We start from the raw sequence: 25651 nt of genomic DNA, 5'->3' as shown, positions 1-25651 counted from the left end.
GTTACTCCTTCGACAGCCGTGGGTCCTGGAGAAGCATGGCTCCTCGGAGCCCACCATCTGAACCTGCCAGCACCATCGCCCGTGGGCTTCTCGCGTAGCCTCGTGCGAAAGCTTGGACTGCCAGGATGCCTCCCAATGCGCCAAGCGCGGCGCCCGTGTCGCCCCAGCAGTCACTCGGGGCTCTGTATCGTGGCGACTTCCAGACCGACGGCGTTCGTAACACGGCAAAGCCCCACTCTTCGCTGCGGTAACGCTCACCGTTGATATCGGAATAGAGCAGGTCGAGTCCTTCGCGAGGGAGTTCAAGCCCAGCGATGGCGCCCTTGATTGCCTGGGTCATCCCGGCGCCAAATGAGCCCGTGTCGCTGTCGCGCAAGAGGTTCTCCTGTGCGGTGCAGACCCCACGTACGATGGCCAGTTGAGGGAGGCGTAGGCGGACGCGCAGTCTCGTGCTTGCAATGGCGAGGCATCCAGCCCCCTCGCCGGGCGTGAACCCGCCGCGAATCCCCGGTTGCGCGAACCGGCGGTTGCGCTCCAGCCAGGCGAAGGTCTCCGCGTGGTGGTAGCTGTCGACTCCAGCCACCAGGAACAGATTATCACTGCCTTTGGAGCACTCCCATGCCGCCAGTTCGACCGCCCGGATCACTCCGGCATGACCACGTCCGGCGATTTCGACACGCACGCTGGTCGAGTTCGTTCGAAAGAACGCCATCAGGGCGTCTGTGACCCAGGCAGCGTCGTCCTCGGAGAATCCTGGGCGAGTTTCTGGAAGCGCAAGCAACACCCGAAGCCTCCCCTCGTGAGCAGCCTCGTCCCCGAGTTTGGCCAAGACCTGAGCGAAGGCACTCTCGGCCATGGGCACGAGACGGTCCCGTCCCTCAATCCTGGAGTCGAGCAAGCGGTCGGCAGCGACCACGACCAACTCACCACGTGGGTCGATGAAGGGATACTCGGCGTATCGCGAGATACCAGCACGCACGGCCGCAGCGCTGGTCTCCGCAGTAGACCCGACCGGTGTTCGCGCTCCAACGGCCACGACTGCGATCTGAGGGTTCATGCAGCAGCCCCTTCTTCGACGATCTCTGTTTCGTCGAGATAGTCCGCATCTGGGGCGGGGACTCGCAGCGTGCTTTGCCATACCAGAGAGACACGCTTCTCTTCCGTCTCCACGATCACCATCGCCACCCGCGCGTGGTGCTGCTCGCGCCGTGTGCTGATGCGAGTGGTGAATTTGAGCGATATGCGAGGAAGGTCGAAGCGCAGGACCCCGTCAGGGGTCATGTTCACGAGTTCGACACGCTCTCCACCGACGAGAGGCTTGTGGAGTCGCTGATCCGAAGGGGCGCTCAGCGCAAAGGCGGGATCGAAGTCATCCGGAAGAAGAGGCTTCTTCAACTGTTCCCACCGTGCATCATACGTCCCAGCGAGCTTACGACGTGGTAGCCAGGATGGATCGATAGGGCCGAACCCCGCTGGACCCTTGGCTGCGGGCTCTCCGCTGGGGTACTCGATCGTGTGGGCTGGTTTTCCAACGATGTGCGCCATTCGCCGCGCGAAGCCGCGCCCGATGGGGTTCCGCTCGTCGATACAATGTTTCTTGGGATCCGGGTCTGATAGGTCGCAGCCTCCGAATGCAAATTCATACCGAATCGGGCGCTGGGTGAACAACTGTGGCCGGGTCGTGGCTAAGCCTGTCACCCCCCGGTTGTAGGTGCGATCTCCATGCACGAGTAGGATCTTCTGAAACTGTCCGATCCGGAGCGCAACCGGTACCGTTGGCGCGGGCTTTCCTTGGGGCGTGTGTGCATGAGCGATGATCAGCACATCCGTGCTTGGCTTGGCCGCGAGGAGCTCCGAGTCGAATCGAAGACTCGAAAGGCCGGGTTCACCAAAGTACTCCGGCATCAGAACAGGGGGCGGTTGCTCATCCGCCAGCACGAGCCGTCCCCTTGGCGTGAAGTTGAATGTCGCCTTGACGGCAACGAGCCACCAATGGACCCCGCCCTTGTCACGCGTCCAGTTGCGCTCAGCAGCATAGGCTGTGCGGTTCTTTAGCGCCCACATTCCATCAATACCAGTCTGGCTGTGAAGCTGAAGTAGAGCCCATCACTGGGCCGTTCTTCTGGCCCCCATTCTTTGCAAGACAGCAGACCGAGTCGTGGCCCGGCGCCCTCCTTGTCATGGCTACAGCATCCTCGTTCGGCCGAGGCGTGGTCCATACCATGAGAGGAGAATGCTGGCACCAGTGTTCACAGATTGGAGAGACTCAACAGTCGAGTCCTTCAGTGTGATGGGATTGCTGCCCGCTCTGGGGCAGGATGGAGTGTGTCGGATAATGTGCCCTGGGTCATGGGCGCCTGCTCCGAGGCAGTCCGGATGGCTCTCCCATGAGGGATGAGCGGAATCGTCCATGGGATGTGGTGAACCTCGATCCGGAAAGTCTTCTTTCCCTGGCCGCATTGAGGCCCGAGGAGAAGGCTTCGTGCCCGCACATTTGGCGGAGTGGGCGAGGCATGATTCGTCGGGCGAAAAGGGGGAGAACGCCACGCTGCGCGCCGTGAGGAATCCGCTGGCCTCAACTCACATGGACCGTGATGCCCCGGTGAGTCCACGGGACTGACGTCCCCGCGCGGCATGGCTTCGCGCGCGAGGGCAGGGCGGAGCGTCCGATTCGAGGGCGCTCCCGCCCGGTTTCACCCTCCAGCGCGTTCAGCGCGCCTGGCTCGTCGTCGACTCGAAGTGTCGCAGGAGCGCCGCCGCGAGTCCCGGGACGATGGCGCGGGGAATCGCGTGTCCCATCCCGTCGAGGGTCACCAGCGTCGAGCGCGGCAGGGTCTCCGCCAGGAAGCGCGCATTGGACACCGAATGGGTGGGGTCCTCCGGGGCGGCGATGACGAGCGTGGGAACGGAGACCTGTGTGAGCTCCGCTCCTCGCCTCAGCCCGGAAGGGTCGACCCGGGCGTGGGCCGTCGAGGTGTCGTGACGTCCGGCGTGCGCGATGACGCGCCGCTCGAGCACTCGGAACTCCTCGGCGTCGAAGGCCAGCACCTGGCCGTTGAGTCTGCGCCAGTTCTCGACCCGCCACTCCACCTGCGCGTCGAGGTCGCGCGGGTCGAACATGTGGCTCCAGAACTCGAGGAGACCCGGGTCGATGGACGCTCGCGAGGCCAGGTCCGCGCGCTCGGGGGCTCCGTCGAGCGCGGGAGCCCCGATGACGGTGGCGCTCAGCAGCCTCGCGGGATGCTCGACCATGAGCCACTGCGCCAGGAGCCCGCCCAGCGACAACCCCACGACGTGCGCGGCCGCGATGCCAAGCGCATCGAGGATGGCCAGGGCGTCCTCGGCCATCCTCGGCGCGGAGTAGGGGACCCGGTCGAAGGCCCAGGTGGAGGCTCCCGTGTCCCGGTGGTCATAGCGGATGACCCGGTAGTGCTGGGAGAGGGACTCCACGAGCGCATCGGGCCAGAACAGCCCCGAGGCCGTGGAGCCCATGATGAGCAGGACAGCGGGGGCATGTTCCGGGCCGCGAGCTTCGACCCAGAGAGAGACTCCCTCAGCGACCTCGACGATGTGTTCCATGCTTCCATCATCGCTGATCCGGACGCGGTTCTTTTCATTTCAGGTTCGGTTGAAGACGCACGCGGCCCTTTGCATATCGATGAGGCCGCCTGGGGTCGCGAAGCCCCGGGCAACACAGGTGAACCATGGGACAGAACACGGACACATCGAAGAAGCCCGCATTCCTCCTGACGAACCCGAAGGGGCTGTTCGACCCGGCGCCCTATGGCTTCTCGCACGTGGCCCAGGTGGCCTCGGACACGCGGCTCATCTTCCTCGCGGGGCAGGGTGGAGAGACGGAGACGGGGGCGCTCCAGCCCGACTTCGGTCTCCAGGTGCGGCAGGCGTTCCAGAATGTCCGCACGGCCCTGGAGTCCACGGGGGCGGGCGTGGGCGACGTCGCCAAGCTCACCTTGCTCGTGGTGGACCACACGCAGGACAAGCTCCGTGTCATCGGCACCGAGCTCGACCGGGTGTGGACTGAAGGCCTGAAGCCGACGTGTACGCTCATCCCCGTGCCTCGGCTGGCACTGGACGGGATGCTGTTCGAAGTCGAAGCGGTCGCCGTCGTGCGTGCCTGAGCAGGCTCTCGCGAAGCGTCGGGCGGCCCCGGCATGGAAGCGGGCCGCCCGACGGCTGTTGTTGATGGCCGATTCGAGAACCGGCCTTCCTGGCTACGGGTAGAGGATGCCCGCGCCCTGCTTGTCCAGGTTGGTCAGCGTGAGGTTCCAGGTGTTCGTGCCATTGCACTGCGGATAGTGCATGACGGAGCCGGAGTCATACGGCGTCAGCCCCCGCCACTGATTGTCCTCGAAGCAGACGCCCGCCTCGGGGCGGGTGTGCTCGTGGCGGAAGCCGAGCGTGTGGCCCAGCTCATGGCGCAGGATTCCGTCCAGGCCCGGAGCGCCCGAGGAGAAGGACGAGTTGTCGATGAGGACGTTGCGGCTGCGGCGGCTGGAGTTGGGGAAGAAGGCGCGTGCCAGGTACTGGCCGTTCACGTTCACCGGGCTCACGTCGAACACGACGTTGTTGTTGCGCGCCGTGCAGTTCGAGTCTTGCGCGGACACGTGGATGAAGTTGATGCGGCCGGCGCCCTCCCACGCGCCCGTCGCGGTGTTCATCGCGCTGACGACCTTGCTGTAGTTGTTTCCGAACTTGCTGCTCACGCAGTAGGTGATGTTGAGCGCCGCGCTCGCGCTCCACTTCACGTCCTGGCCACCGGAGTAATAGACAGCCAGCGCGCCGCGCTGGGTACCCAGTCCGGAGTTCGCCTGCTCGAAAGCCTCGCGCAGCAATTCCTCGCTTTCATAGGCCTGGTCACCAAAGGCGATGAAGACGCCCGACTCTGGCTCCTGGAAGGTGACCTTCCGGAACTCCTCATAGGTCATTCCGGTGACGTCCTTGTCGGGCGCGGAAGCCTCGGAGCCTCCACATGCGGAGCCAAGCAAGGAGACACCCGCCAGCACGGCCATGGAACGCAAATCGAGCATCATTCATCCAGGGGACGACGAGGGTGGCACCGGGAGGCGGAGCGGCTTGCCCCTCCGGCGTGACGTCTCACAGAGCAAACCAGGGACCAGTTCCTGTGCTTCAGGAATTCTCAGGGGTTGCGAGGTTTCTTCTCATTTCCATGGAGTCGCCTCGCGCAGGGGGACGAAGTCAGCCTGTCAGGAGGTTTGACATGGGGCGCTGAAACAGATGTGAATTCAATGGCTTGAGAGGTTTCTCCGCCACGGGGGACGCTTCCCTCACCTGACTCGTTCTTGGACAGAGGAGGGTCTCCTGAGACCTCGGAGGGCTGTCGGGACAGGATTGGCTATGGGCGGCAGGAGAAGGACTATCTGGTGTTCCTGCGGACGCTGGCGGCCCTCCTCCTGTCGGTGAATCGCGCGAAGGGGGGGCGAGCGCTCGAACAGGGAGCGCCTCTTCGTGGACGCGGAGACGGCCTTTGGCGGAGTGACGCTCGCGGGGAACGAGCTGCGAGTGCGCGAGGGCTCCCTGGGCGACAAGGGCCGCACGAAGCGCACGGCCTTCAAGGACGAGAAGCAGGCCCGCTCCGCGGCGAGCACGCTCATCGCGAAGCTGGGCAAGCAGGGCTTCACCGAGCGCAAGCTCTAGCTCGCGCGCGTCTTCGCCTGTTTCGCACGGAGGGTGCTCCAGTGAATGGGCGGTAGGACCCGGGTCCATTGCGTGCCCGCTGCGTGGACCCCATCCTCCGCGCGGCGTCGTCGTCGGAACCTCTTCGGCGCGCGCCACCCCGGGGGCGTCATGGCGAACGACGATGTGAATGGCTCAACACCCAAGGCCCCACCCCGCCTGGCGCGCAGGACGCTGCTGCGAGGCCTGGGGGCCGCCGGCGTCGGAGTCGCCATCACGGGGAACCGTCCGAGCGCGGAGGCCGCCCCGCAGCCGCCCCGTCCCCGCGCCACCGCGACACCCCAGGCGCCCACTGCCTGCGGCGAAATCACCGCGGACGGTGTGACGCGGGCGCTGGCGGTCCTCGACGACATCGTCAAGAAGGACAAGGCCGCCACCACCGTGCCCGGAATCGCGGTCGCCGTGGTCTACGACGGCGTGGTCCGCTACCTCAAAGGGTTCGGAGACCGGCAGGCGGGGGTCTCGGGAGATGTGGACCCCGACACCGTGTTCCAGCTCGCCTCCGTCTCCAAGCCCTTGAGCTCCACGGTCATCGCCGCCGCGCTGACACGACAGTGGGCCAAGGTGGGCTGGAACGATGCCGTCCAGATGGTCCGCCCGAGCTTCGCCCTGGCCGACCCCTGGGTGAGTCAGCACGTCACGGCCGCGGACCTGTTCTCCCATCGCAGTGGCCTGCCCGACCATGTGGGGGACCTGCTCGAGGACCTGGGCTACAGCGGGGAGCAGATCATCTCGAAGCTGTCGCTGTATCCCCTGGCGCGGTTCCGCGACTCGTATGCCTATACCAACTACGGCCTCACCGCCGGAGCCCTGGCGATGGCCGCGGCGACGGGGCGCTCGTGGCAGGACCTGGCGCGTGAGGCGCTCTTCACGCCGCTGGGGATGACCTCCTCCAGCTTCTCCTTCGCGGAGCTCCAGGCGAGCAAGAACCGCGCGGCGCTGCACACCCTGGTGAATGGCCAATGGACGCCGGACCTGGGCGCGAACAACGATGGGCAGGCCCCCGCGGGGGGCGGCAACGCCTCCGTGCGAGACCTGTCCCGGTGGCTGACGATGGTGCTCGCCGGAGGCACCTTCCCGGGCCTGCCCACCCCGCTGATTGCCGCCGGCGAGCTCCAAACCATCTGGAAGCCCAGCAGCGTCATCCATGGGCCCACGGAGCTCGGAGGCCGGAGCGGTTTCTACGGCCTGGGCTGGAACGTGGACTACGAGAACACGGGGGAGCTGCGGCTGAGCCACTCGGGGGCCTTCGAGCGCGGCGCCTCGACGGCCATCACCGTGTTCCCCTCGAAGAAGCTGGGCATCGCGGTGCTCACGAACTCGAATCCTCGCGGTGTCCCCGAGGCCATCGCCGCCGAGTTCGTCGACATCGTGCGCTATGGCGCATCGACGCGCGACTGGCTGGCCTACATCGCGCCCTTCGTGACCGAGCCGGTGACGGAAGACCAGACGAAGTACTCCAAGCCCCCGGTGAACCCGACGCCTCCGCGCAACCTGAACGCCTACGTCGGCACGTACCCGAACCGCCTCTACGGCGACCTCACCGTGTCGCAGCGCGATGGCGCGCTGTCATTCACCGTCGGGCCCAAGGCGGAGCGCTTCCCGCTCAGGCACTACAGCGGTGACGACTTCTACTTCCAGACCACGGGAGAGAACGCGACCGGGTTCTCGGGGGCGTTGTTCGCGGCGCCTCGGAGCCGCGTCACCTCGGTGACCATCAACGCCTGGAATCGAGACAAGCTGGGTGTATTCACCCGTCGCTAGAGGATGTCTCACGACACCCATGTCTGGGACTGCGAAGCGGCGGTGGCACCTGCGTAGTGCGTGCGCCATGACGTCGCTGCCGTGAATGTCCGGGCCTGAATCCGGGCCTGTCGAGGGAGAGGAGGTATGCACCGGTTTTGCACTGTCGGCGGCCCTCACCGATGAAGGAGGTGTCCATGCGATGGATGCGCACGTTGACGCTGGGGGGGCTGGTGGTGTGTGGGGGCTGTACCGCGAGCCAGGTGGAGGAGGGGCAGGACATCGTCCTGAAGGGGAAGGTGGTGGATGAGGCCGGAGCGGCCCTGTCCGGCGAGCTCTTGAAGTTCTACCGAAGCGAGAACTCGGCCTGCGCGCTCGCGAGCTTCTCGTCGAGCTGGAAGTCGGTGAAGACCAACACCGATGGCACCTTCAAGCTCGACCTGCTGGGGGCGGACACGCGCAACGGGAGCATCGCGCGGTGCTTCGTGGCCCACTCGCCCGCGCGAACGCAGGGGCGTGGTGTCTCCGCCGCCTTCCTCATCCAGTCCGGGGATGTGACGCTGCCCACCCTCCAGGAGTGGACGGGCTCGACGACGGCCGCGGCGGCGGCCCAAGGGGTGAGCGTGGGCTTCAAGTCCCTGTCCGGCAGTCACGGTGCGGGGCCCGACGAGCACACCCTGACGGTTCGTGGCGCGAGCCTCAGGCCCGTCTGGGTCGTGACCAAGGCCACCGCGCCCGCCGCGCTGAGTGACTACGCCCTCGAGGACATGGCGGGGCTCAAGGCCTTCCTCACCGCCGAGCGCGACGCGAAGGTGGGCGATGAGACGGTCGACATCACCTACACCAGTGACGAAGTCGCGCTGCCCCGCAGGGCCCTCGTCCCGATGAGCCGCGGCGCGACGTGCACCTACACGAATGCGGCGACGCCGTGCCCGCTCACCCAGGGCAGCCTCGGCGACATCGTGCTCTTCCAGTCGGGGGTTCGAGAGGTTGCCCTGCAGCTCCCTCGAGCCGGCGTGCTCCGCAAGGCCGTGCTGCGCAACTTCGCGGTGTCCGGCGCCCTGAGCGAGCTGGTGCTGGAAGGCAGCGCGGACGGCGCCCAGTGGTCGTCCATGGCCAACCTGCTGGCCGGCGCGGGTGTGCAGCCCTTCGTGGAGGTGGACCTCACGGGCACGACAGCCGTGTCGCACGTCCGCATTCGCGCCGTGGCGCGGGACACGACGGGAGAGCTGCGCTCGCTGGGACAGCTGTCCCTCTTCGAGTAACCACCCTCCCGAGCAGGGGGCCCGCGGGGCCCGGTCGCATCGAGGGGAACCCTCCGTTCCGCCGATTCGACATGAATCCCCGCTCTCCCCTGGCCGGGGGCCGCTTTTTATCTTCCTCTCGGGTCGCCCACGTCGGGCGAGCCGCTGGAGGACACCTCGTGGCCCACGAACATCCCATCCCCGCGCACCACCACCCCCCCGTCACGGGCTTCGGTGCCGATCGCGCGGCCCACTACGACGCCCAGGCCGCCATCAGCCTCGCGGGCTTCCAGGCCGTGTATGAGCTGGGCGTGAGCGCGCTGACCGCGCAGCTCGACGGCCAGGACTCGGCCTCGCTGCTCTTCGTGGGGCTGGGCACGGGCGCGGAGCTGCTGCCCTACACCCGCTTCGATGTCCCGGGCTGGTGCTTCACGGGCGTGGAGCCTTCCGAGCCCATGCTCGACGTGGCTCGCAAGCGCCTGGCCTCGGAGGGAATCCTCTCGCGGACGCGGCTGCATCTCGGGGAGCTGCACACCCTGCCTCCCGGGCCGCCGTTCGACGGGGCGCAGATGATGGGGGTGCTGCATCACGTGGATGGCGACGCGGCGAGGCTCGCGCTGCTGCGCGAGGTGACCCGGCGGCTCAAGCCCGGCGCGCCGCTGGTCCTCGGGTGTCGCATCGGAAAGGACCCGGAGCTGTCGAACATCGAGCTGCGTCGGTGGCGGGCCCACGGCATTCCGCTGGAGGACCTGGAGCGCAAGCGCCACCACCTGGCGACGATGCGCCCCATCGAGTCGGATGCCGCGCTGTTCTCCCTGCTCGCGCAGAGCGGGCTGGTGTCGCCGCGCACGCTCTTCGTGTCGCTCCAGTTCAAGGTCTTCCTCGCGCGCTTCGAGCCCGGGGCCGCTGTCTGATGGGATTGGGTTGGGAGGAACACCATGTGGAATGAACGCTACTCGGACGCTTTCGCCTCGTACGGCACGGAGCCGAACGACTTCCTGCGCGAGGTCGCCGCGCGGATTCCGGAGGGCCCGGTGCTCTGCCTGGCGGAAGGGGAGGGCAGGAACGCGGTCTTCGTGGCGCGGCGAGGCCATGCCGTCACGGCCGTGGACCTGTCGGAAGTCGGGCTCGCCAACGCGGCGAAGCTCGCATCGGAGCGAGGCGTCGTGCTCACCACCGTCCTGGCGGACCTGGGGGCGTACGACCTGGGAGAGGCGCGCTGGGCGGGCATCGTCTCCATCTGGGCGCATGTCCCGCCGGAGGTCCGAGCGCGCCTCCATGCGGCGTGTGTGAGGGCGCTGCGGCCGGGTGGGGCCTTCGTGCTCGAGGCCTACACGCCGCGCCAGCTCGGGCGACCCGGGAAGGGCGGCCCGTCGGACGCGTCGCTGCTGATGACGCCGGAGGGCCTGCGGGAGGAGCTCGCGGGCCTGCGCCTCGAGCGCTGCGTGGAAGTGGACCGCGAGGTCTCCGAGGGGCGCTTCCACCTGGGGCCGAGCACCACGGTGCAGGTGCTGGCCTTCAAGCCCGCGCCGTGAGCGCGCGCCTCACCTGACGCCGGGCGGCCGATAGATGCACTTGGCGACGCGCGAGAGCACCTGGAAGCCCAGGTGCTCCAGGATGGGGCGGCTCATGTCACCTGCCTCGACATGGAGGTAGGTGATGCCGCGCTGGCGAGCCTCCTGGGCACGCGCCGCCACCATCGCGCGATAGAGGCCCTGGCCTCGAAAGTCCGGGTGGACCGAGCCACCCCAGAGGCTCGCGAAGGGTGTTCCTTCCTCGATGCGCAGCCAGCTCGAGCACACCGGCTTCGCGCCCGCCCACCCGACGAAGACCCGCAGCAGCTCCGGCTGGTTTCGCAGCTCCTCCGTCAGGGAGTGGAGCAGCCATTGGCAGTCCTCCTTCCAGACCACCTCCTGGACCTCCATGGCCGCCAGGAGCTCCGAGGCGGACTCCACGCGCCGCAGCTCCACGCCCGGCCGAGTCGAGGCCGGTGGCAACGGACACGCGGTGTCGAACACGGCCCAGGACACCCGGGACTCCACTTCGAAGCCCGCGCGGAGCAACCGGGCCTCGAGGTCATGGGGCTCATCCTGCGTGTAGACCTTCCACATGAACGCACGCCCCCGCGCGCGGAAGTGCTCCACTTGCGCCTGGATGACCGCGTCGGCGTTCCCCTCGTCCGTGCGTGCCCAGCACAGCGAGTTGTCGAACGGAGACGGTGAAGGTCCCAGCGCACGCACGAACCCCTCACCCTGCTCGTAGCACCATGCGGGGTCCTGGGTGGCCGTGCGACGCCTCACGAGCTGCTCGAACCGCTCGAGGATGGGGATGGGGTGCTCCTTGGGAGGGTTGGCGGACGTCTGGATTGTGCGCGCGAAGGGACGCGAGAGGGAAGGCCGGGGCCAGACTGGTTGCTGGAGCACAATCGCCATCGCATTGCCCGCAGCCCCCACCGCGCTCTTGTACCAGCCCCGTGTCCGGCCGGTGACGTGTCAAGACAGACATGGCGCCTTCTCCTGGATGACATTCATTGATACTCCTGACGGAGCACTTCCACGAGGCGTCCTTCGCCGTCCGAGTGACGCCGCTTCAGCTCGTGGGGGGCCGGTCTACGGGCATTCCCTTGCATCGTCTCGCGGGCCCGACGCGCGTGTCGGATGCCTGTCCATGCCGTCGCCCGCAACCGTTGATGCAACCTGCAACAATGCCAGAAAGATCTGGGTTGATTGGTTTTGCCAGGAGCCGCATATCGCGCCGGCATGAGCACAGCAACAAGCGGTCTGACAGGATACGAGGCGTTGTTCGACGCATTCACTGCATGGGGTATCACCACGTGCACCGGTGTCACGGGAGGTGGGCTCCTGCATTTGCTCCGTCACATGGAGCCATACCCGCGAGAGGTGGAGCCGTCATCGAAGGAAGGGCCGCGGTTCTTCTCCCTGGGAGAGTACGCCGCGGGCTTCGTGCCCTTGGGCAGCTATCTGGCGACAGGGGCACTGGGCTGCTGCGTGGCCACGACGGGGGCGGCGACCAAGCTCCTGTCCTGCGGTTTGAGTGACGCCAAGCTGCATGACATTCCCGCGGTGTTCCTGGTGCCGCTGGCCTCCGCGACGAGCCATGGACTGTGCCCGCTCCAGGACACCTCCGTGCATGGCAACAACATCGTCGACCAGCTCGAGGCGGAGCTTCCCGGCGGCGTGTTCCTGCTCGACGAGCCCTCGACGCTCGTTCCGCTGCTCCGGCAGGCGCAGCAGCGGCTCCAGCGCTCCAAGCCCGTGGTTCTCGTCATCGAGCCCATGGCGCTCAACCAGCACACGGGGGTGGAGTCAGGCCCGTTCTCCGCCCTCCACCCCTTGGCGCCCGACGCGACCCGGATGCGCGAGTTCGTGGAGACATTCCGGGATGCGGTGGATGAAGGGCGCCGGGTCGTCATCCTCGCGGGGGAGGAATTGGCGCGTGTCCCTCGGGCCGGACGCCTCACGACGCAGCTCTGCGAGCTCTTGGGTGCGCCCATCGTCTGGAGCATCAACGGCGCCAACGGCGTCGAGCGGCAGAATCCCATGGGCCATGGCTACATCTCCTTTGGCGGGAACGATGCGGCCATGGCGCTCTGGTCGAGTCTCGGCGAGGAGGACATCCTGCTGGTGCTCGGCGCGTGCCCGGACGAGTACACCGTCAACCTCCAGCCCTACAACGCGGGGAAGACGTTCGTCATCACCTCCCTCGAGGACGGCTACGGCCAGGCGAATGGGAGCTTCGCGCACCGCGCGCGCCACGCGTTCCTCCAATGGGTGACGCCGCTGGACAGCGCCCTGCACGCACTGGTCGAGCAGCTGGCGGTCCGGCCTCCTCGCTCCCAGCGCGCTCGGCCCGCGCCCGCGGACCTGAACGACCAGCCGAGACAGCCGCCGCGCCCTGGCCATGTGGACATGCGCCAGTTCTTCTCCCGCCTGGACAGGCTCTGGGCGCCGGGGACCATCGGCTTCGATGATGTCTGCCTTTCCTACAAAGACCGTCAGTACATCACCCAGCGTCCCAACCCGAACGCGCGCTTCTTCTCCCTCTATCGGGGCTCGGCCATGGGCAATGTCCTGGGCCTCTGCATCGGCGCGCGGCAGGCGAGTCCCGAGGGGCATGTCGTGGGCTTCACGGGGGATGGCTGCTTCCGCCTCTTCGCGGGCTGCCTCTCCGAGGCGAGCACCCTGGACCTCCTGCTCTTCGTGCTCGACAACGGAAACTACGGAATCGTCGAGCAGGTCCTACCCGTCACGCACCCGGGCCTCGCGCCCCACCGTCATCACACCGCCGTGACACGCATGGGCTACGGCGACGTCGCGCGTGCCTGTGGGTGGATGGCGTTCGACCTGAAGCAGGACCTGTCGAACCTGGACGCCATCATGGGCTTCCATCGAGCACGCCCCGGCCAGTCCATCCTGGTGACGGTCCCGGTCGATACCGACCAGGTCCTCGGCCCCAACCCTCGCGCCAACAATCTCTGACCATGAACGCACTTCTTCCTCAACGTCGTCTCGCCAGGCCCCTCCACGAAGTGTTGCCCCTGCTCGAGGTGCTCGACGCCTCCTACCAGCGCATGCGACGGCGCCCCCTGGGGGCCGGCGCGTGTCCCTCTTCGTTGGAGCAGGCGCCCTTGGGAGAGCGGCTGGAGTGGCTCCACACCCAGGCGCCCTTCATGTTGTTGGCGCAGGACACCCAGGCGGACCCCGTCTACTTCTATTCCAACGCCACCGCGTCCGAGCGCTTCGGCTACTCCGCCGAGGAGTTCCTCGTCACCCCCGCGCGATTCAGCGCGCCGCCCGAGGGGCGGGAGGAGCGCGCGGAGCTCATCGAGCGCACCTACGCGCTGGGCTTCACCGTCGGCTACTCGGGCGTCCGCGTGACCAAGACGGGACGCCTCTTCCGCATCCATGACGTGGAGCTCTGGGTGGTCCACGACGCCACGGGCATCCTCATCGGCCTGGGCGCTCTCGTGTGGACGGCGCCTCTCTAGCGCCCCACGGTGGAAGAGAGGCTGACGGAGGGCTGGCGCTCAGGGCCGGCCCACCCGCTCCAGGATGGGCTCGAGCACCGCGGCCAGGTCTCCCATCACGTTGATGTTCCCCGTGACGATGCGGCCCGTCGCGGGGACCTCGAGCATGAAGCTCTGGTAGCCCGCGGTGGTGCCCAGGTGTCCGAGGGCGACGACACCTCGGGACTCGAGGCGCATCACGCCCAGCCCATATCCCACCAGCCGGGACTCGGGCTCGGGCGCGGGCTGGAACGCGAACATGGCGTCCAGCGTCTCCTTGCGCTCGAAGAGTGCCCCGGCGCGGAGCTTCTTCCAGAAGAGGCCCAGGTCGGTGACGCTGGTCACCAGGGCATGACCCCCGGAAGCCCCGGCCATCGACGGGTCGACGAGGGTGATGTCCATGAGCTTCTCATCGAAGGAGATGTACCCCCGCGCGCAGGGCGCCGGGCACGTCGGGTCGCCCGGCTCGGGAAGCACCGAGTGGGAGAGCCCCGCTCGCGCGAGGACCCGCTCACGGACCACCTCGCGCCAGCTCCGCCCCTCCACCGCCGAGAGGACTTCACCCAGGAGCACGTAGTTCGTGTTCGAGTATCCATACTGGGTGCCCGGCGGAAACACCGAGGGCTGTGCACGGGAGAGGTCGAGAATCTCCTCGAGCGTCCAGAGGTGCTCCGGGTCCTCGAAGATGCGCATGTCCGTCTCGGAGGTGACCCACTCCGGAATGCCGGAGCGGTGCGCGAGCAGCATGGCCACGGTGATGTCCTGTGCGTGCTCGATGCGGCTCGTCACGCTCGCGGGCAGGTGCTTCGTCAGGGTGTCCTCCAGCGTGAGCTTGCGCTGCTCGACGGACTGGAGCACGGCGGTGGCGACAAGGGTCTTGAGGATGCTCCCCGCGCGGAAGCGGTCCTGGGGAGACCGGGCATGCGCCTGCTCGACGTCGGAGACCCCCGCGGCGCCGAGCCAGGTCTTGCCTCCATCCGAGGTGACGGCGAGGGCGGCGCCGGGCGTCAGGCCCTTGGCGACGGAGTCCTCGATGAGGGCTTGCAGGTCGGCGTGCAGGGTCGTCGTGGGCTCATCGTCGTTGTCACAACCGCTGACGGCGCCCGCCAGACCGACGAACACGGCCAATGAGAGCCACGCGAGCTTCGACCTGGGGCGTGTCCTGGCGCTCATCCGGGGCGACGCGACAGGTCCCGTGGAATCCGCCTGACTGACATCACAACGCTGGGAGTGAATGTTCATGCCCTGGAAAACACCGCCTGCTCGTGGGGGTGTCACCTCCGTTCGTCCCACCCGCGGACAGTGTCGGGCCGGGCTGCTCGCGTGGGGTGTGGAGCCACGCTAGATATCCCAGCCATGTCACGAAGCTATGAGGACCTGGAGGCCGAGGCCGCGAGCGTGTCGGTGGCGGGCTGGGACTTCTCCTGGTTGGACGGGCGCGCGACGGAGCAGCGTCCCTCCTGGGGATATCAGCGTCGGATGGGAGAGCGGATGGCTCGGGCCTCCGCGGCGCTCGACATCCAGACAGGGGGAGGTGAGGTGCTCGCGGGAGTGTCGACGCTGCCGCGCCTCATCGTGGCGACGGAGTCCTGGCCGCCCAATGTCGCGAAGGCCACGCGCCTGCTTCATCCTCGAGGTGTCGTGGTGGTGGCGGATGCGGACGAGCCCCCGCTCCCGTTCGCGGACGACGCCTTCGACCTGGTCGTCAGCCGCCATCCGGTGACGACCTGGTGGCGTGAGATTGCCCGGGTGCTCCAGCCGGGAGGGACGTACTTCTCGCAGCAGGTCGGACCCGCGAGTGTCTTCGAGCTCGTGGAGTACTTCCTCGGTCCCTTGCCCGAGGAGATCCACCGCAGGCGCCACCCCGACGACGCGCGCGCCGAGGCCGAGGCGGCGGGGCTCCAGGTCGTGGACCTGCGATTGGAGCGGCTGCGCACGGAGTTCCGCGACATCGGCGCGGTCATCTACTTCCTGCGCAAGGTCATCTGGATGGTTCCGGGCTTCACGGTGGAGCAGTACCGCCCCCAGCTGCGAGCCCTGCACGAGCGCATCCTGCGCGACGGCCCGTTCCTCGCGCACACGACGCGCTTCCTCATCGAGGCACGGAAGCCGGTGTCGTCGGCGTGACGAGACGACCACCGGAGCGGAACCGATTCCCGCTCCGGCGGAGGGTCACCTCATGGAGCCGGCAGGCAGCTCTGCCCGGCAATGGGGCCATAGATGGTGTCGGCGGACTGGAGCATGATGTACTTCATCCGGCCGACGAGGTGCTGGCTCGGTCCACCCACGCACGTGTAGTAGTAGTACGTGCCGAACAAGGGGCCGAAGCCGTTCAGGAACCGGTTCCCATCCAGATACGCCACGATGCTTCCGGCGCCAGGGCCCGAGTTGAGGAAGTCCTCGACCTCCCACCGATGGACGAAGGGGCCCTGCACCTGGTTGCAGTGCTGCCGGATGAGACCGTCCATGCACTTGAAGTACATCAGCCGCAGGGCGGGACCGAAGCCTGGCTTCGTGAGGACGACCCACGCGTTGAGGGAGATTTCCGTCGCGCTGTTGGTGTTGCGGTTCTGCCAGTACGACGTCAGGTGTTGGGTGCTGTAGAAAGGCCCCTCTTCCGTCTGCGCGGAGGCTTGGAAGGGAATCGCGGCGAGCAACGACAAACTCAGGAGCAGGAATCGGGTACGGCTCTGCATTGTGTTCTCCGATAAGGGAATGCGCCGGACGCGTGCCCGGTCGGCCGTCCTTACGGAGCCAGTGATTTCCCTGGTTGATGGGGGAATATCCAGAAGTGCACTTCGATGAGCCGGGGTGGGCCCCCCAGGGGGCGCCTCCCCTTCCGGGGGTATGGCCGCCCCACGAGGGGTGGAGGACCCTGCGCATCGGAGGTGTCCATGCACTGGAGCCGTGTCTTCGTTGTCGCCGTCGGGGTCCTGCTGGCTGTGTCTGGGAAGGCGGCTGACGGGCCGCTCGCGGACCCACCGACCCGACAGGAGGTCTGCCTGCGCGAAGGACCTGGAGGCGTGTGCCTCCAGCGGGAAGGAGACGCGGTCCGGGAGGTCGAGGACGCGCCACCTGTCCCCGAGTCCTCGGACGAGACCCCCGAGTACGAGCCCGCCCCCGCGAGGACCTGCTGCAAGGTCTGCACGAAGGGCTGTCCTTGCGGCGACTCGTGCATCTCGTGCAGCAAGACCTGTCGCAAGGGCCCCGGCTGTGCGTGCTGAGCGGCGAGGTCTCCGCTCACGGCACGAGGACCCGAGGGCGCTGCCACCCGGGAGGGCCGTGCCCACCTTCGAAGCAGAGGAGAACTTCGAGAGGCAGGTGTGCCATGGCTGTGATGGTGATGGTGAAGCTGCGAAGTCAGTCGGAATACGACGCGGTGGCGCGCGAGCTGGTCCGGCGAGGCGTGACGTCGACCGCCTTGCTGTCTCATGTGAGCGCCGCCACGGATGAGGGCTTCCTGGTGGTCGACATCTGGCCTTCCAGGCAGGCGTGGGAGCAGTTCGTGAGCAGCAAGCTGGAGCCCTGCATGAAGGCCGTGCCTGGGATTGCGCGGCCTGAAGTCAGGATCTTCGAAGCCTACAACGTGGGCTGGCCGGGCCGGATGGCCGAGGCGGAGGAGCAGCCTCAGGCGCACTGAACCGGCACGCGCCCTCGGCTGGAGCGGGCGAGGGCGCCGGGCTCCAGCCGAGGACCGGGGCCTCAGGGGTTCTTCGAGGTGGGCTTGCCGTTCAGATAGGTCTCCACCACGGGAATCTTGTGAATCAGGGTGGGGTCCTTCTTCGTCGGGCCGTAGTCGAGGGGGTTGTCTCCGAGCACGACGAAGTCGGCGACCTTGCCCTGCTCGATGCTGCCCACCCACGCGTCGAGCTCATGCTGCCGGGCGGGCTCGATGGTGATGGCGCGCAGGGCCTCCTCGACGGTGGCCGCGTGCTTCTCGAGGCCGAGGGTGCCGCTCTCCTGAAGTGAGGGATATGCCCAGGTGCGGCGGGTGACGGCCTGCTCGACGAACCAGAGCGGGCGCGGCGGCGTCACCATCGAGTCGCTGTGGAACGAGAACGGGATGCCCTGGTCGCGGTCGAAGCCCACGGGGTCCAGGTTGTTCGCGGCCTCTTCACCCAGCATGCCCCTGAACGCGTGGCCCCAGTACGCCACATGACCGATGAGGTGCGTCACGTGGGCCTGGACGGCGGGAGCGGTCTGTCCGTTGGTCGCGCGGTAGGTCCCCTTGCGCAGGTCCCCGAGGTTCTTGGAGAGCTGCTCCAGGCCCACCGTGTTGTGGATGAACAGCACGGGGTGTTGGTTCTGGGCCTTCTGCTGGAGCAGCGCGAAGGCGTCGATGGCCCACTGGTTCGCGTCGTTGCCGTTGGCGTGGAGCTGGACGCGCCAGGACTTCGTCATCCACTGCTCGCTCAGCGCGGTGACGATGGCCTGCATGTTGTCGAAGTCGGCCCGGCCGTCTCCCGCGTCCGCGCAATGGCCCTTCGTCGAGTACGAATAGGGCGCCGAGAGCTTCGCGGTGCAGCCCTGCGTCGAGCCATCCACCCAGAGCTTGAGGCCACCGGCGCCCAGCCACTTGGGCAGCCTGCACCGGGCATCCTGGCGCGGGTCACACGCGGGCCCCGTCGGCTGGATGTCATCGGTCTTCGCGGAGTCGTACGTCACGACGCCCGTGACGCGCATCGGGAAGTGCTCCTGCTCCGCCAGGAACTTCACGGCGTTGAGCTGGGGCCGGCCCACCAGGCCGCCATCGGCGATGGTGGTGAGCCCCGCGTCACGCATCGCCTGGATGCCGGGCTTGATCTCCTTCTGGTAAGCCTCCAGGACCTCCTGGGGATGTGACTGGAGCTGGGCCAGCGGCAGGCTCTTCTGCATCGCCGCCATGAAGGGGGCATAGCCCGAGGTCTCCTTGAGCAGGCCGGTGAAGGAGGTGGCCTTGTTGCTCGGGGCCCACTCACCGCCACCTTGTTCGACGGAGGCGGGGGGACACGCGGCCTGTCCCGCGCAGACGACGTCGATGGCCTTCTGGTTCACGTACGCCAGGTGTCCGGACTGGTCCAGGATGAGCACCGGGCGGTCCTTGCTCACGCAGCGCTCGATGTAGAACTTCGGATTGTCCATGAAGCTCTTGGCGCTCGCGGCCTCCTTGGCGGTGATGCCGCACTTGAGGGGGTCGAACACCTGGCGTGACGGGTCCAGGTTCATGCCCAGGACGAACTCGTCCTTCGGGGCCTCGGGGGATAGCTGGATGGAGGCCAGGGTGCTCAGCACGTCCGCGCGGGACTCACAGGCCGTGGCGGTGGGGATGCGATAGGGGCCGGGCAGACAGGGCGCCAGGTTGTGCGACTCGAGGACGCTCTGGAGGAGGGTGGGCAGCAGGTGCAGGTGCGGGTCGATGAAGCCCGGCATCAGCACCTGACCGGCCGCGAGTTGGACGACCTGGGCGCCCGCACCGAGTCCATCCCGGACAGCCTGCTCGGTTCCCACCTCGAGGATGTGGCCACGCTCATCCACCAGGACGGCCTCGGCGACGGTCATGTCGTCGTCCATGGTGAGCACCTTCCCGAGGAAGAGTGTCTTGTCGGCGTCGGGAGGCTTCGACATCGAGCCCCCCGTCCTCGCGCACGAGGCCAGGAAGGCCAGGGACGCGGTGCAGACCCAAGAACGCGAAAGGAGAGAGCTGGGAGCAGAGCGCTCCCGCCGAAGATGTCTGTTCATGGTGCTCCTGTGTGAGGTTGCCCAGTCCTATACACGGATGGATTGATGGCGTGTGCGAAAAAGCCGCAAGCCATGAATTGACGTGTCAGGGAATTCATTGACGCGTCAGCGCCGCGGCTGACACGTCAGGAGAGAGGGGTGTTTGGTGTATGGCTTGGAGCTGAGAGACGGGTTGGAGGAGTGTTTGTTGATGCTGGGGAGGCGATTCGGGGCGCGAACCGCGCGAAGGCGCCGATGAGAACCCTCGGGACACCCGAGCCTCCCCATGCTAAGAGGTGCATTCCGCCCGAGGCCCCTGGGTCGCGGGAGCTACATCACCTCGCTGTTGGCGTCGCTGCAGGACGCCTCATCGTTCAAGAGTGCCGCAGACCTTCGCTGAACTCCGCGACCAGACGCTCGAAGCTCTCTCTCAAGAAGCGCCACGCAAGGCCCTGGGGATCCTCAGGGTCTTCCTCGACTATCCGGGTGCCCCCGGGCTCCGAGACCCTGAAACCTGGGCTGAGTCCTGGGAGCTGTTTGCCCGGATATCCCTCGCAGTGTCTCGAGAGAAGTGCGCCCAGCATGCCCGTGATATCGCGCGCCTGCCCGATACGTCGCGCACGTACTCGTTGGCTGGCGCCGAATTCCTCAGGCTCAAATTGCCTGGGCTTGCCGCGACCGCCTTCCAACGGGCCTACGAACTGGACCCGCATTCCGAGTCTGTTCTCTATGAGTTCTCCTTCGCGCTCCAGCGGATGGAGCAGAACGCCGATGCGGTTCGACTGCTGAGTTCGCATCCAGAATGGGTCGACACGCGCTTCGCCGCCTGCCGACTTCTGGCCTTCAACACCGTGATGGCTGGAGACATGGCTGAGGCTCGACGCCGAGTCGCGCACCTCCAGGCACTTCGCCAGATTCCCGAGGCGCTTCCCATTGGACTGAAGGGACAGGACGCCAACGGACTCGACACCTCGCTAGGTCAGCTCCAGGGTTTCGTAGCCCGTGCTGATGCGGTCCAGGAGGTGGCCTCGCTCGCGCTGGACGACTTGCGGGGCTGGCACTTCGTGACGACTGGGAGTGTGTTGCTGTCCCTATCGCCACATGGCTTGGATGCTGGGATGAACGGCCGCTACGCGGGGCTGTTCGACAGTCAACGGGGCTGTGCGCGGGGCATTCGCCTGGCGAAGGCCATTCTCGAACGACTCGACTGCCTCCCTCCTCGTGTCTTCGCCCTTCCTGATCGGAACAGTTTCATCCTCGCGAAGGCCACGGCCCGCGTGTTGGGTGTTCCCTGCGAACCGTGGCCCGACGGAGGCTCTCTCGAGCCCGGCCTTGTCGTCGCATACGACCTCCGGGACGTGGAGAAGCCCGTCCTGGTCTCGCTGGGCCGGCATCGTCCAGGACAGAAACTCTGGAGCCACCTCACTTGCTGGACGACGCCAGGGCCTGTTGTCGCGGACTTCACCTCGGTGTTGTGCCAGGACTTCTTCACGCCCTGGGGGAAGCGCCCGGTATCGAACCCGGAGACGGGTCGGTTGGAGTGGGCGCCGCCGGATGGACGTCCGAGCGATGCTCTGGTTGAAGAGCTCGTCCAACTGACGAAGGAACCCATCCCGCCCGAAGAGCAGCCCGAGCTGTTGCTCTCCTTCGTGGGGGCCGCGGCCACGCTCACGAACGAGCACGGGGGAGGGTTGTTTCGTTCCTCGGGTGAACGACTCCCGCAGGTGGTCGAGTCCCCGGTGCGAAGTCCCCGTCTTCCGCTCGAGCCGAAGAAGCCTCCGCGCACTCCACTCTCGAAGAGATTCCCCGCCTCGCTTCATCCGCCAGCCACACCATCTCTCGATTCAACTGGAGCCATCGTGCCTGCATCGTTCACCGACCTCCGTGACCAGACACTCGCCGCCCTCGCTTCGGAAGATGCGAACACGGCGTTCAGGACGATTCGCTCCGTCCTGAGCTATCCAGGAATGACCGAGCTGCGGACGAAGGCGCACTGGAGCGAGGCGTGGGGGGCGTTTGCCGGGGTCGCGGCGGTGTTCGCGGGCGATGCGTTGGCGCAGCAGGTGCGCGACATCGCCTCGCTCCCGGACGATGCGGGGGCGTACTTCTCCCTCGGGTATGAGCTGATTGAGCAGGGCCTGCACGGCCTCGCGGCGACCGTCCTCCAGCGTGCCTTCGAGCTGGCCCCGGATTCAGAGCAGATCATCTACGAGTTCGTGGCGGCCCTGGAGCACATCGGAGCGCATGGCCAGGCGGTGCTCACCTTGTGTTCCCCTCCGGGGCTCGTCGATACGCGCTTCATGGCCTGCTATCTGCTCGGCTACAACGCCTTGATGACGGGGGACCTGGACGAGCCCCGGCGTCGGCTTGCCCTTCTCGAGCGTCTGCGCACTGTTCCGGAGGCGCTCCCCGAGGAGTCCTCGGGGCTCGACGTCATGATGACGCGCTTGCGGCGCTTCCTCCGCCGCGCCGATGCAGCCCGTCACGCGACGTCCCTCGACCTCGAGGACCTCCGTGGCTGGCAGTTCGTCACGACCGGGACGGTGTTGCTCCACCTGTCGCCGCATGGCTTCGACGAGGGGATGACCGGGCGCTATGCCTTCGTCCAGGACTCGGGTGTGCTCTGCCTGGAGGGACTCCGTCGCGTGGAGGCGGTCCTGAAGCACGTCGGAGTGGGAGTCCCTCGGGTGTTCATCCTCCCTGAGCGACAGAGCGCCATCCTCGGCCTCGCCGTCGCGAAGCGCCTGGGCGTTCCCGCGGAGCCCTGGCCCGAGGGCGGCAGTGAGGCGCCGGGCCTCGTGGTGGCCTACGACCTGGCGGACCTCGAAGGCCCCTTGCTCGAGTCGCTGCATCCCCATCGTCCCGGGCAGGTGCTCTGGAGCCACCTCACCCGGTGGACGCAAGAGAGCGCCTTCGCGGCGGACCTGACCACCTACCTCTACCAGAGCAAGACGACACCGTGGGGCGAGCGCCTGAAGTTCAACGCCAAGACGCGCCAGACGGAACGGGTCCAGCCCGACGAGCGCCCGGTCGAGGAGCTGGCGGGAGAGTTGCTCGCGGTGCAGATGGATGAGAGCACACTGGATGACCTGCCCACGCTTCTCGCGCTGGTCACCGCCGTTCAGGGACTCACGGGTGACGTGGCCCCAGGCTGGGCGCGGAGCGAGGGTGTCCGACACCGGCAGCTCACGGACTCTCCGGTGAAGAGCAGTCAGTTCTTCTGAGCCGCCCTCGGGACGGCGCCGCGACGCGTGGACGCTGGCAGGTCGCGGCGCGAGTCCTCTGGCGCATATCAGGAGACTTCGAGGCCCCGCTCCAAAGGGCTTCAAGAGGCAACCAACTCAGGGCCCGACACCGGGGGGCAGGTCCTGGGTGGTAGCCTCCATGCATGTTCATCCGCTTGTGCGCTTCGCTGCTCGCCGCCGCCATCAGCGTCGGCTGTGGCTCCGGGGAACCCGACCGCAACACCGACGACGCCGCGGGTGTTACTTCCGTGGTTCGCCCCGCCACCCACCTGAAGATTGCCCCGGGCGTGCCCGTCTCCATCGAGTGGGTCTCGACCATCGCGGGGACGGCCACCGTGGACCTGTTCGCCGACGCGGATGGCGACCTGGAGACGACGGCGGACCAGATTCCTCTCGCATCCGGCCATGCGGTGGCCACCGCGCCGGCGGTCTTCGACTGGCGGACGGACGATGTGCCGCTCGGCACCTATCGCCTGCTCGCACGCCGGGTCGACCGGCTGGGCACTCACGTCAGCACGGCACCGGGCCTCGTGGAGGTCGTCAAGCCGCTCCTCGAGGTGGAGAACCTGGAAGCAGGTGAGCCGCTCCGGTATCCGCTGGCGTTGTTGACCGGCACTGTGCCGACGGAGGTCACGGAGGTGTCCGCCGGACTGCATCGCGAGCCGATGCGTGCGTGGCCGGCGACGGGAGGCCGGTTCAAGACCCTCGTGCGACTGGCCCCAGGGACGAACGACGTCCTGCTCGAGGCAGGGGGCGTGCTGCACCGCTTCCCGCTCAGCTACGCACCCATGACGACTTCCCAGGCCGTTCGCTTCGTGTACGTCGTCGCCGCCGACGCGGAGGGTCGATTCGACGCACCGGAAGGTGAGCCGAACGACCTCGCGAGCGCCCTGCGTCGGATTGGCACCGGCGCCGAGCTCATGCAGACCTTCACGGCGGAGGCGCTCGCCGCCCAGGGCTTGGGACGACGGACGTTCCATTTCGAGCGCGATGGCTCAGGTGCTCCCGTCGTGACGGTCTTCCGCAGCAGGTTGACCACGGCGCTGGCACACCAGATGGATGGGCTCGCCCTGTGGCGTTACTTCTATGGCGAGTTCGGGTCGTTGCCGAACCGACCCGAGACCATTGACGTGGTCATCATGTCGATGACGCACTTCGACCCCGTTCAAAAGCAGGTGCTCGCGCATACCGCGCTCGGGGGCGGGCGGCTGGGGCTCTTCGGGAGCGGCACGCTGCACACGTGGGCCGAGTCGCTCGATGAGGTCGCCGCGCGGTTTCTCGATGAGCGGCGCATCGACACGTCCGTGCTGCTCGATGACAGCGCGGGGCGAGGCACCCATTGGGCGAACTACGCCACGGGCTTGGGCGCGACGATGCACGAGCTTGGACACTGCTTCAGCCTGCATCACCCGGTCCATGGCAAGGGGGTGATGTCGCGCGACTTCGACTTCATCAACCGCACGTTCATGGGGCTGGAGCCCAGGAGCGCCACGTCGGCGGGCCTCTCGCCCGTGCTGCCCGTCCATGAGACCGGCTGGGACCGCAGCAGCGCGGTGCGCCTGGGGTTCCACCGCTGGCTCCATCCCGACCGCGTCGCCTCCGCGAGCAACGCGCAACTCGTCCTGCGCGAGACGGCCACCGACGTCACGTTCGAAGCCAGGACCGGGGTGCGGCACGTCGCCTGGAACGTGGAGGCGGGTGTCCTCGGGCACGAAGAGTTCCTCGGGGTGCCTCCGCTGTCGGTGACCTTGTCGAAGCAGTCGCTCCGGGAGCGCTTTCCGGGCGAGGCCACTCTCAGGTCCAACATGATGGACAGCGATGGCAACATGGCCGAGCAGGTCATCACGCTCCAGGAATGAACGGGCGCTGACCTCGCGCCATCGAGCCTCTCGCACCCGTCGTGCGGAGGTCCGCAGCCGGGCCTCGCGAAGGACTCTTCAGCGCAGCGCGAAGCGCCGGCGGTAGGCATCGGGTGTCAATCCGGTGCGCGCCTTGAAGCGGCGGCGGAACGCGGTGGTGTCCGCGTAGCCCACGGCCAGGGAGATGTCCTCCACGGTGCGAGGCGTGGTCTCCAGCAGACGCCGAGCGGCCTCGATGCGCAGCCGCTGCACGTAGTCGAGCGGCGTGTCTCCGGTGGCCTTGCGGAACCGTCGCAAGAGGGTCCGCTCCCCCAGGCTGGCGGCACTGGCCGCGCCCGTCAGCGTCACGGGGCCATGCAGGTGTGCCTCCAGCCATTCCTGGGCGCGCAGCACGGCGGAGTCTCCATGGTCCCGAGGCGCGGCATGCACGGCGTAGGGGGCCTGGAACCTGCGGCCGGGCTCCACCAGGAGCATCTTCGCGCAGAGGGCCGCCAGCTCGGGTGACGCCTGCTTCGAGACCAGGTGCAGCGAGAGGTCGAGATACGCGGTGACACCGCCCGCGGTGAGCACGTCACCGAGGTCCACCAGGAGCAGCTCGGGCTTGAGCGACACCCGGGGGTAGCGCGCCGCGAAGCGCTGGGCGAGTCCCCAGTGCGTGGTGGCCTCCCGTCCCTCCAGGAGCCCTGTCTCCGCGAGCAGGAAGACTCCCGCGCAGACGGCGGCGAGCTTCGCGCCGCGCTCATGTTGTCCTCGCAGCCAGGTCGCGGCGGCATGCTCGGCGAAGAGGCTCTCCACGTTGCCCACGGCGGCGGGGACCAGGACGACGTCGAAGCGCTCCGAGGCGTCTGGAACACGGGCCGCCGCGAGCATCAGGCCATGGAAGCTCCGAGCGGGGCCGGGGCGCGGCGACACGAGCTCCGCGGAGAACGGCGCCGGGTGGCCTTGCTCCTGGCTCAGGAGGTTCGCCATGGCGAACACATCCAGGGGACCCATGACGCTGGACGCGACACATCCATCCAGGGCCAGCACCGCGATGCGTGTCGAAGAGGGCTCGGAGGCCATGGCCGCTTGTCGTTTTCCGCCCGGACTTTGTCAATCCGGACACTCCCGCGGGGGCACCTC

At 67.4% G+C, this 25651-nt stretch carries 22 protein-coding genes; 13 read left to right on the top strand and 9 right to left on the bottom strand.

Annotated elements, in window-relative coordinates; genetic code table 11:
- Window position 1: 1 nt before the first annotated feature.
- The 3 genes from MYSTI_RS28715 to MYSTI_RS28705 form a co-directional block, all read right to left on the bottom strand.
- Complete coding sequence (locus MYSTI_RS28715; protein ID WP_015351319.1) at window positions 2–1057, bottom strand: hypothetical protein; 1056 nt, start codon at window positions 1055–1057, stop codon at window positions 2–4.
- Window positions 1054–2064, bottom strand: coding sequence for a DUF2169 family type VI secretion system accessory protein (locus tag MYSTI_RS28710; RefSeq protein ID WP_015351318.1), 1011 nt, complete (start codon window positions 2062–2064; stop codon window positions 1054–1056). The genes MYSTI_RS28715 and MYSTI_RS28710 overlap by 4 nt, the downstream gene beginning before the upstream one ends.
- A 645-nt stretch (window positions 2065–2709) precedes the next feature.
- On the bottom strand, window positions 2710–3579 hold the full coding sequence (locus MYSTI_RS28705) for an alpha/beta fold hydrolase (RefSeq protein WP_044281520.1): 870 nt from the start codon (window positions 3577–3579) through the stop codon (window positions 2710–2712).
- Between the two features lie 125 nt (window positions 3580–3704).
- Between MYSTI_RS28705 and MYSTI_RS28700 the strand changes: the two genes are divergently transcribed.
- Window positions 3705–4139 (top strand): RidA family protein, encoded by a 435-nt coding sequence (locus MYSTI_RS28700; RefSeq protein ID WP_015351316.1) that lies wholly within the window; start codon window positions 3705–3707, stop codon window positions 4137–4139.
- A gap of 93 nt (window positions 4140–4232) precedes the next feature.
- Here the strand turns inward: MYSTI_RS28700 and MYSTI_RS28695 are convergent, their stop codons facing one another.
- Window positions 4233–5051 carry a M57 family metalloprotease gene (locus MYSTI_RS28695; protein WP_233277988.1) on the bottom strand — a complete coding sequence of 273 codons (819 nt, stop codon included), beginning with the start codon at window positions 5049–5051 and terminating at the stop codon, window positions 4233–4235.
- Between the two features lie 436 nt (window positions 5052–5487).
- On the opposite strand from MYSTI_RS28695, the gene MYSTI_RS28690 reads away from it, so the two are divergent.
- From MYSTI_RS28690 to MYSTI_RS28670, 5 genes are all read left to right on the top strand, one after another.
- On the top strand, window positions 5488–5676 hold the full coding sequence (locus MYSTI_RS28690) for a hypothetical protein (protein WP_015351314.1): 189 nt from the start codon (window positions 5488–5490) through the stop codon (window positions 5674–5676).
- A gap of 150 nt (window positions 5677–5826) precedes the next feature.
- Window positions 5827–7479, top strand: a complete 1653-nt coding sequence (locus MYSTI_RS28685; RefSeq protein ID WP_015351313.1) for a serine hydrolase — start codon at window positions 5827–5829, stop codon at window positions 7477–7479.
- Between the two features lie 176 nt (window positions 7480–7655).
- Window positions 7656–8723, top strand: a complete 1068-nt coding sequence (locus tag MYSTI_RS28680; protein ID WP_015351312.1) for a hypothetical protein — start codon at window positions 7656–7658, stop codon at window positions 8721–8723.
- Between the two features lie 158 nt (window positions 8724–8881).
- Window positions 8882–9616, top strand: a complete 735-nt coding sequence (locus MYSTI_RS28675) for a methyltransferase (RefSeq protein WP_015351311.1) — start codon at window positions 8882–8884, stop codon at window positions 9614–9616.
- Window positions 9617–9640: 24 nt separating this feature from the next.
- On the top strand, window positions 9641–10237 hold the full coding sequence (locus MYSTI_RS28670) for an SAM-dependent methyltransferase (protein ID WP_015351310.1): 597 nt from the start codon (window positions 9641–9643) through the stop codon (window positions 10235–10237).
- Window positions 10238–10246: 9 nt separating this feature from the next.
- On the opposite strand, the gene MYSTI_RS28665 is transcribed toward MYSTI_RS28670, so the two are convergent.
- Window positions 10247–11134: a GNAT family N-acetyltransferase gene (locus tag MYSTI_RS28665; RefSeq protein WP_084668212.1), complete on the bottom strand. Its 888-nt coding sequence runs from the start codon at window positions 11132–11134 to the stop codon at window positions 10247–10249.
- Between the two features lie 327 nt (window positions 11135–11461).
- Here MYSTI_RS28665 and MYSTI_RS28660 point away from each other — a divergent pair, with 327 nt between their 5' ends.
- Window positions 11462–13201: a thiamine pyrophosphate-dependent enzyme gene (locus tag MYSTI_RS28660; protein WP_015351308.1), complete on the top strand. Its 1740-nt coding sequence runs from the start codon at window positions 11462–11464 to the stop codon at window positions 13199–13201.
- Between the two features lie 2 nt (window positions 13202–13203).
- Complete coding sequence (locus MYSTI_RS28655) at window positions 13204–13710, top strand: MEKHLA domain-containing protein (RefSeq protein ID WP_063639769.1); 507 nt, start codon at window positions 13204–13206, stop codon at window positions 13708–13710.
- Window positions 13711–13749: 39 nt separating this feature from the next.
- Here MYSTI_RS28655 and MYSTI_RS28650 read toward each other — a convergent pair whose 3' ends face one another.
- The gene (locus MYSTI_RS28650) at window positions 13750–14901 is read right to left on the bottom strand and encodes a serine hydrolase domain-containing protein (protein WP_015351306.1); all 1152 of its coding nucleotides are present in this window, start codon (window positions 14899–14901) and stop codon (window positions 13750–13752) included.
- A 183-nt stretch (window positions 14902–15084) separates the two neighbouring features.
- Here MYSTI_RS28650 and MYSTI_RS28645 point away from each other — a divergent pair, with 183 nt between their 5' ends.
- Window positions 15085–15855 (top strand): class I SAM-dependent methyltransferase, encoded by a 771-nt coding sequence (locus MYSTI_RS28645; protein ID WP_015351305.1) that lies wholly within the window; start codon window positions 15085–15087, stop codon window positions 15853–15855.
- 50 nt (window positions 15856–15905) lie between these two features.
- Here MYSTI_RS28645 and MYSTI_RS28640 read toward each other — a convergent pair whose 3' ends face one another.
- Window positions 15906–16424 carry a hypothetical protein gene (locus MYSTI_RS28640; RefSeq protein WP_015351304.1) on the bottom strand — a complete coding sequence of 173 codons (519 nt, stop codon included), beginning with the start codon at window positions 16422–16424 and terminating at the stop codon, window positions 15906–15908.
- Between the two features lie 198 nt (window positions 16425–16622).
- Here MYSTI_RS28640 and MYSTI_RS43370 point away from each other — a divergent pair, with 198 nt between their 5' ends.
- Window positions 16623–16952 (top strand): hypothetical protein, encoded by a 330-nt coding sequence (locus tag MYSTI_RS43370; RefSeq protein ID WP_015351303.1) that lies wholly within the window; start codon window positions 16623–16625, stop codon window positions 16950–16952.
- A gap of 104 nt (window positions 16953–17056) precedes the next feature.
- The gene (locus tag MYSTI_RS28635) at window positions 17057–17368 is read left to right on the top strand and encodes a hypothetical protein (protein WP_015351302.1); all 312 of its coding nucleotides are present in this window, start codon (window positions 17057–17059) and stop codon (window positions 17366–17368) included.
- Window positions 17369–17430: 62 nt separating this feature from the next.
- Here MYSTI_RS28635 and MYSTI_RS28630 read toward each other — a convergent pair whose 3' ends face one another.
- Entirely contained in the window at window positions 17431–19332 is a 1902-nt protein-coding gene (locus MYSTI_RS28630) for an amidohydrolase (RefSeq protein WP_233277987.1), read from the bottom strand.
- Between the two features lie 959 nt (window positions 19333–20291).
- Here MYSTI_RS28630 and MYSTI_RS41060 point away from each other — a divergent pair.
- Together MYSTI_RS41060 and MYSTI_RS28620 are read left to right on the top strand one after the other, a co-directional pair.
- On the top strand, window positions 20292–22649 hold the full coding sequence (locus MYSTI_RS41060; protein ID WP_144370173.1) for a tetratricopeptide repeat protein: 2358 nt from the start codon (window positions 20292–20294) through the stop codon (window positions 22647–22649).
- A 164-nt stretch (window positions 22650–22813) separates the two neighbouring features.
- Complete coding sequence (locus MYSTI_RS28620; protein WP_015351299.1) at window positions 22814–24529, top strand: hypothetical protein; 1716 nt, start codon at window positions 22814–22816, stop codon at window positions 24527–24529.
- Window positions 24530–24607: 78 nt separating this feature from the next.
- On the opposite strand, the gene MYSTI_RS28615 is transcribed toward MYSTI_RS28620, so the two are convergent.
- Window positions 24608–25591 carry a GlxA family transcriptional regulator gene (locus MYSTI_RS28615; RefSeq protein ID WP_015351298.1) on the bottom strand — a complete coding sequence of 328 codons (984 nt, stop codon included), beginning with the start codon at window positions 25589–25591 and terminating at the stop codon, window positions 24608–24610.
- Window positions 25592–25651: the final 60 nt, after the last annotated feature.

Source organism: Myxococcus stipitatus DSM 14675, from assembly GCF_000331735.1.
GTDB classification, from domain to species: domain Bacteria; phylum Myxococcota; class Myxococcia; order Myxococcales; family Myxococcaceae; genus Myxococcus; species Myxococcus stipitatus.
The sequence above is the reverse complement of the archived record's forward strand: the minus strand, read 5'-3'. Positions and strand labels throughout refer to the sequence as shown.

What these genes read in the sequence shown, in the direction of transcription:
- MYSTI_RS28645 (WP_015351305.1), top strand. Translation starts at nt 15,085, where the DNA reads ATGTCACGAAGCTATGAGGACCTGGAGGCCGAGGCCGCGAGCGTGTCG.
- MYSTI_RS43370 (WP_015351303.1), top strand. Translation starts at nt 16,623, where the DNA reads ATGCACTGGAGCCGTGTCTTCGTTGTCGCCGTCGGGGTCCTGCTGGCT.
- MYSTI_RS28715 (WP_015351319.1), bottom strand. Translation starts at nt 1,057, where the DNA reads ATGAACCCTCAGATCGCAGTCGTGGCCGTTGGAGCGCGAACACCGGTC.
- MYSTI_RS28665 (WP_084668212.1), bottom strand. Translation starts at nt 11,134, where the DNA reads ATGGCGATTGTGCTCCAGCAACCAGTCTGGCCCCGGCCTTCCCTCTCG.
- MYSTI_RS28650 (WP_015351306.1), bottom strand. Translation starts at nt 14,901, where the DNA reads ATGAGCGCCAGGACACGCCCCAGGTCGAAGCTCGCGTGGCTCTCATTG.
- MYSTI_RS41060 (WP_144370173.1), top strand. Translation starts at nt 20,292, where the DNA reads ATGGCTGAGGCTCGACGCCGAGTCGCGCACCTCCAGGCACTTCGCCAG.
- MYSTI_RS28635 (WP_015351302.1), top strand. Translation starts at nt 17,057, where the DNA reads ATGGCTGTGATGGTGATGGTGAAGCTGCGAAGTCAGTCGGAATACGAC.
- MYSTI_RS28615 (WP_015351298.1), bottom strand. Translation starts at nt 25,591, where the DNA reads ATGGCCTCCGAGCCCTCTTCGACACGCATCGCGGTGCTGGCCCTGGAT.
- MYSTI_RS28685 (WP_015351313.1), top strand. Translation starts at nt 5,827, where the DNA reads ATGGCGAACGACGATGTGAATGGCTCAACACCCAAGGCCCCACCCCGC.
- MYSTI_RS28710 (WP_015351318.1), bottom strand. Translation starts at nt 2,064, where the DNA reads ATGTGGGCGCTAAAGAACCGCACAGCCTATGCTGCTGAGCGCAACTGG.
- MYSTI_RS28695 (WP_233277988.1), bottom strand. Translation starts at nt 5,051, where the DNA reads ATGATGCTCGATTTGCGTTCCATGGCCGTGCTGGCGGGTGTCTCCTTG.
- MYSTI_RS28705 (WP_044281520.1), bottom strand. Translation starts at nt 3,579, where the DNA reads ATGGAACACATCGTCGAGGTCGCTGAGGGAGTCTCTCTCTGGGTCGAA.
- MYSTI_RS28700 (WP_015351316.1), top strand. Translation starts at nt 3,705, where the DNA reads ATGGGACAGAACACGGACACATCGAAGAAGCCCGCATTCCTCCTGACG.
- MYSTI_RS28655 (WP_063639769.1), top strand. Translation starts at nt 13,204, where the DNA reads ATGAACGCACTTCTTCCTCAACGTCGTCTCGCCAGGCCCCTCCACGAA.
- MYSTI_RS28620 (WP_015351299.1), top strand. Translation starts at nt 22,814, where the DNA reads ATGTTCATCCGCTTGTGCGCTTCGCTGCTCGCCGCCGCCATCAGCGTC.
- MYSTI_RS28630 (WP_233277987.1), bottom strand. Translation starts at nt 19,332, where the DNA reads ATGTCGAAGCCTCCCGACGCCGACAAGACACTCTTCCTCGGGAAGGTG.
- MYSTI_RS28670 (WP_015351310.1), top strand. Translation starts at nt 9,641, where the DNA reads ATGTGGAATGAACGCTACTCGGACGCTTTCGCCTCGTACGGCACGGAG.
- MYSTI_RS28660 (WP_015351308.1), top strand. Translation starts at nt 11,462, where the DNA reads ATGAGCACAGCAACAAGCGGTCTGACAGGATACGAGGCGTTGTTCGAC.
- MYSTI_RS28640 (WP_015351304.1), bottom strand. Translation starts at nt 16,424, where the DNA reads ATGCAGAGCCGTACCCGATTCCTGCTCCTGAGTTTGTCGTTGCTCGCC.
- MYSTI_RS28680 (WP_015351312.1), top strand. Translation starts at nt 7,656, where the DNA reads ATGCGATGGATGCGCACGTTGACGCTGGGGGGGCTGGTGGTGTGTGGG.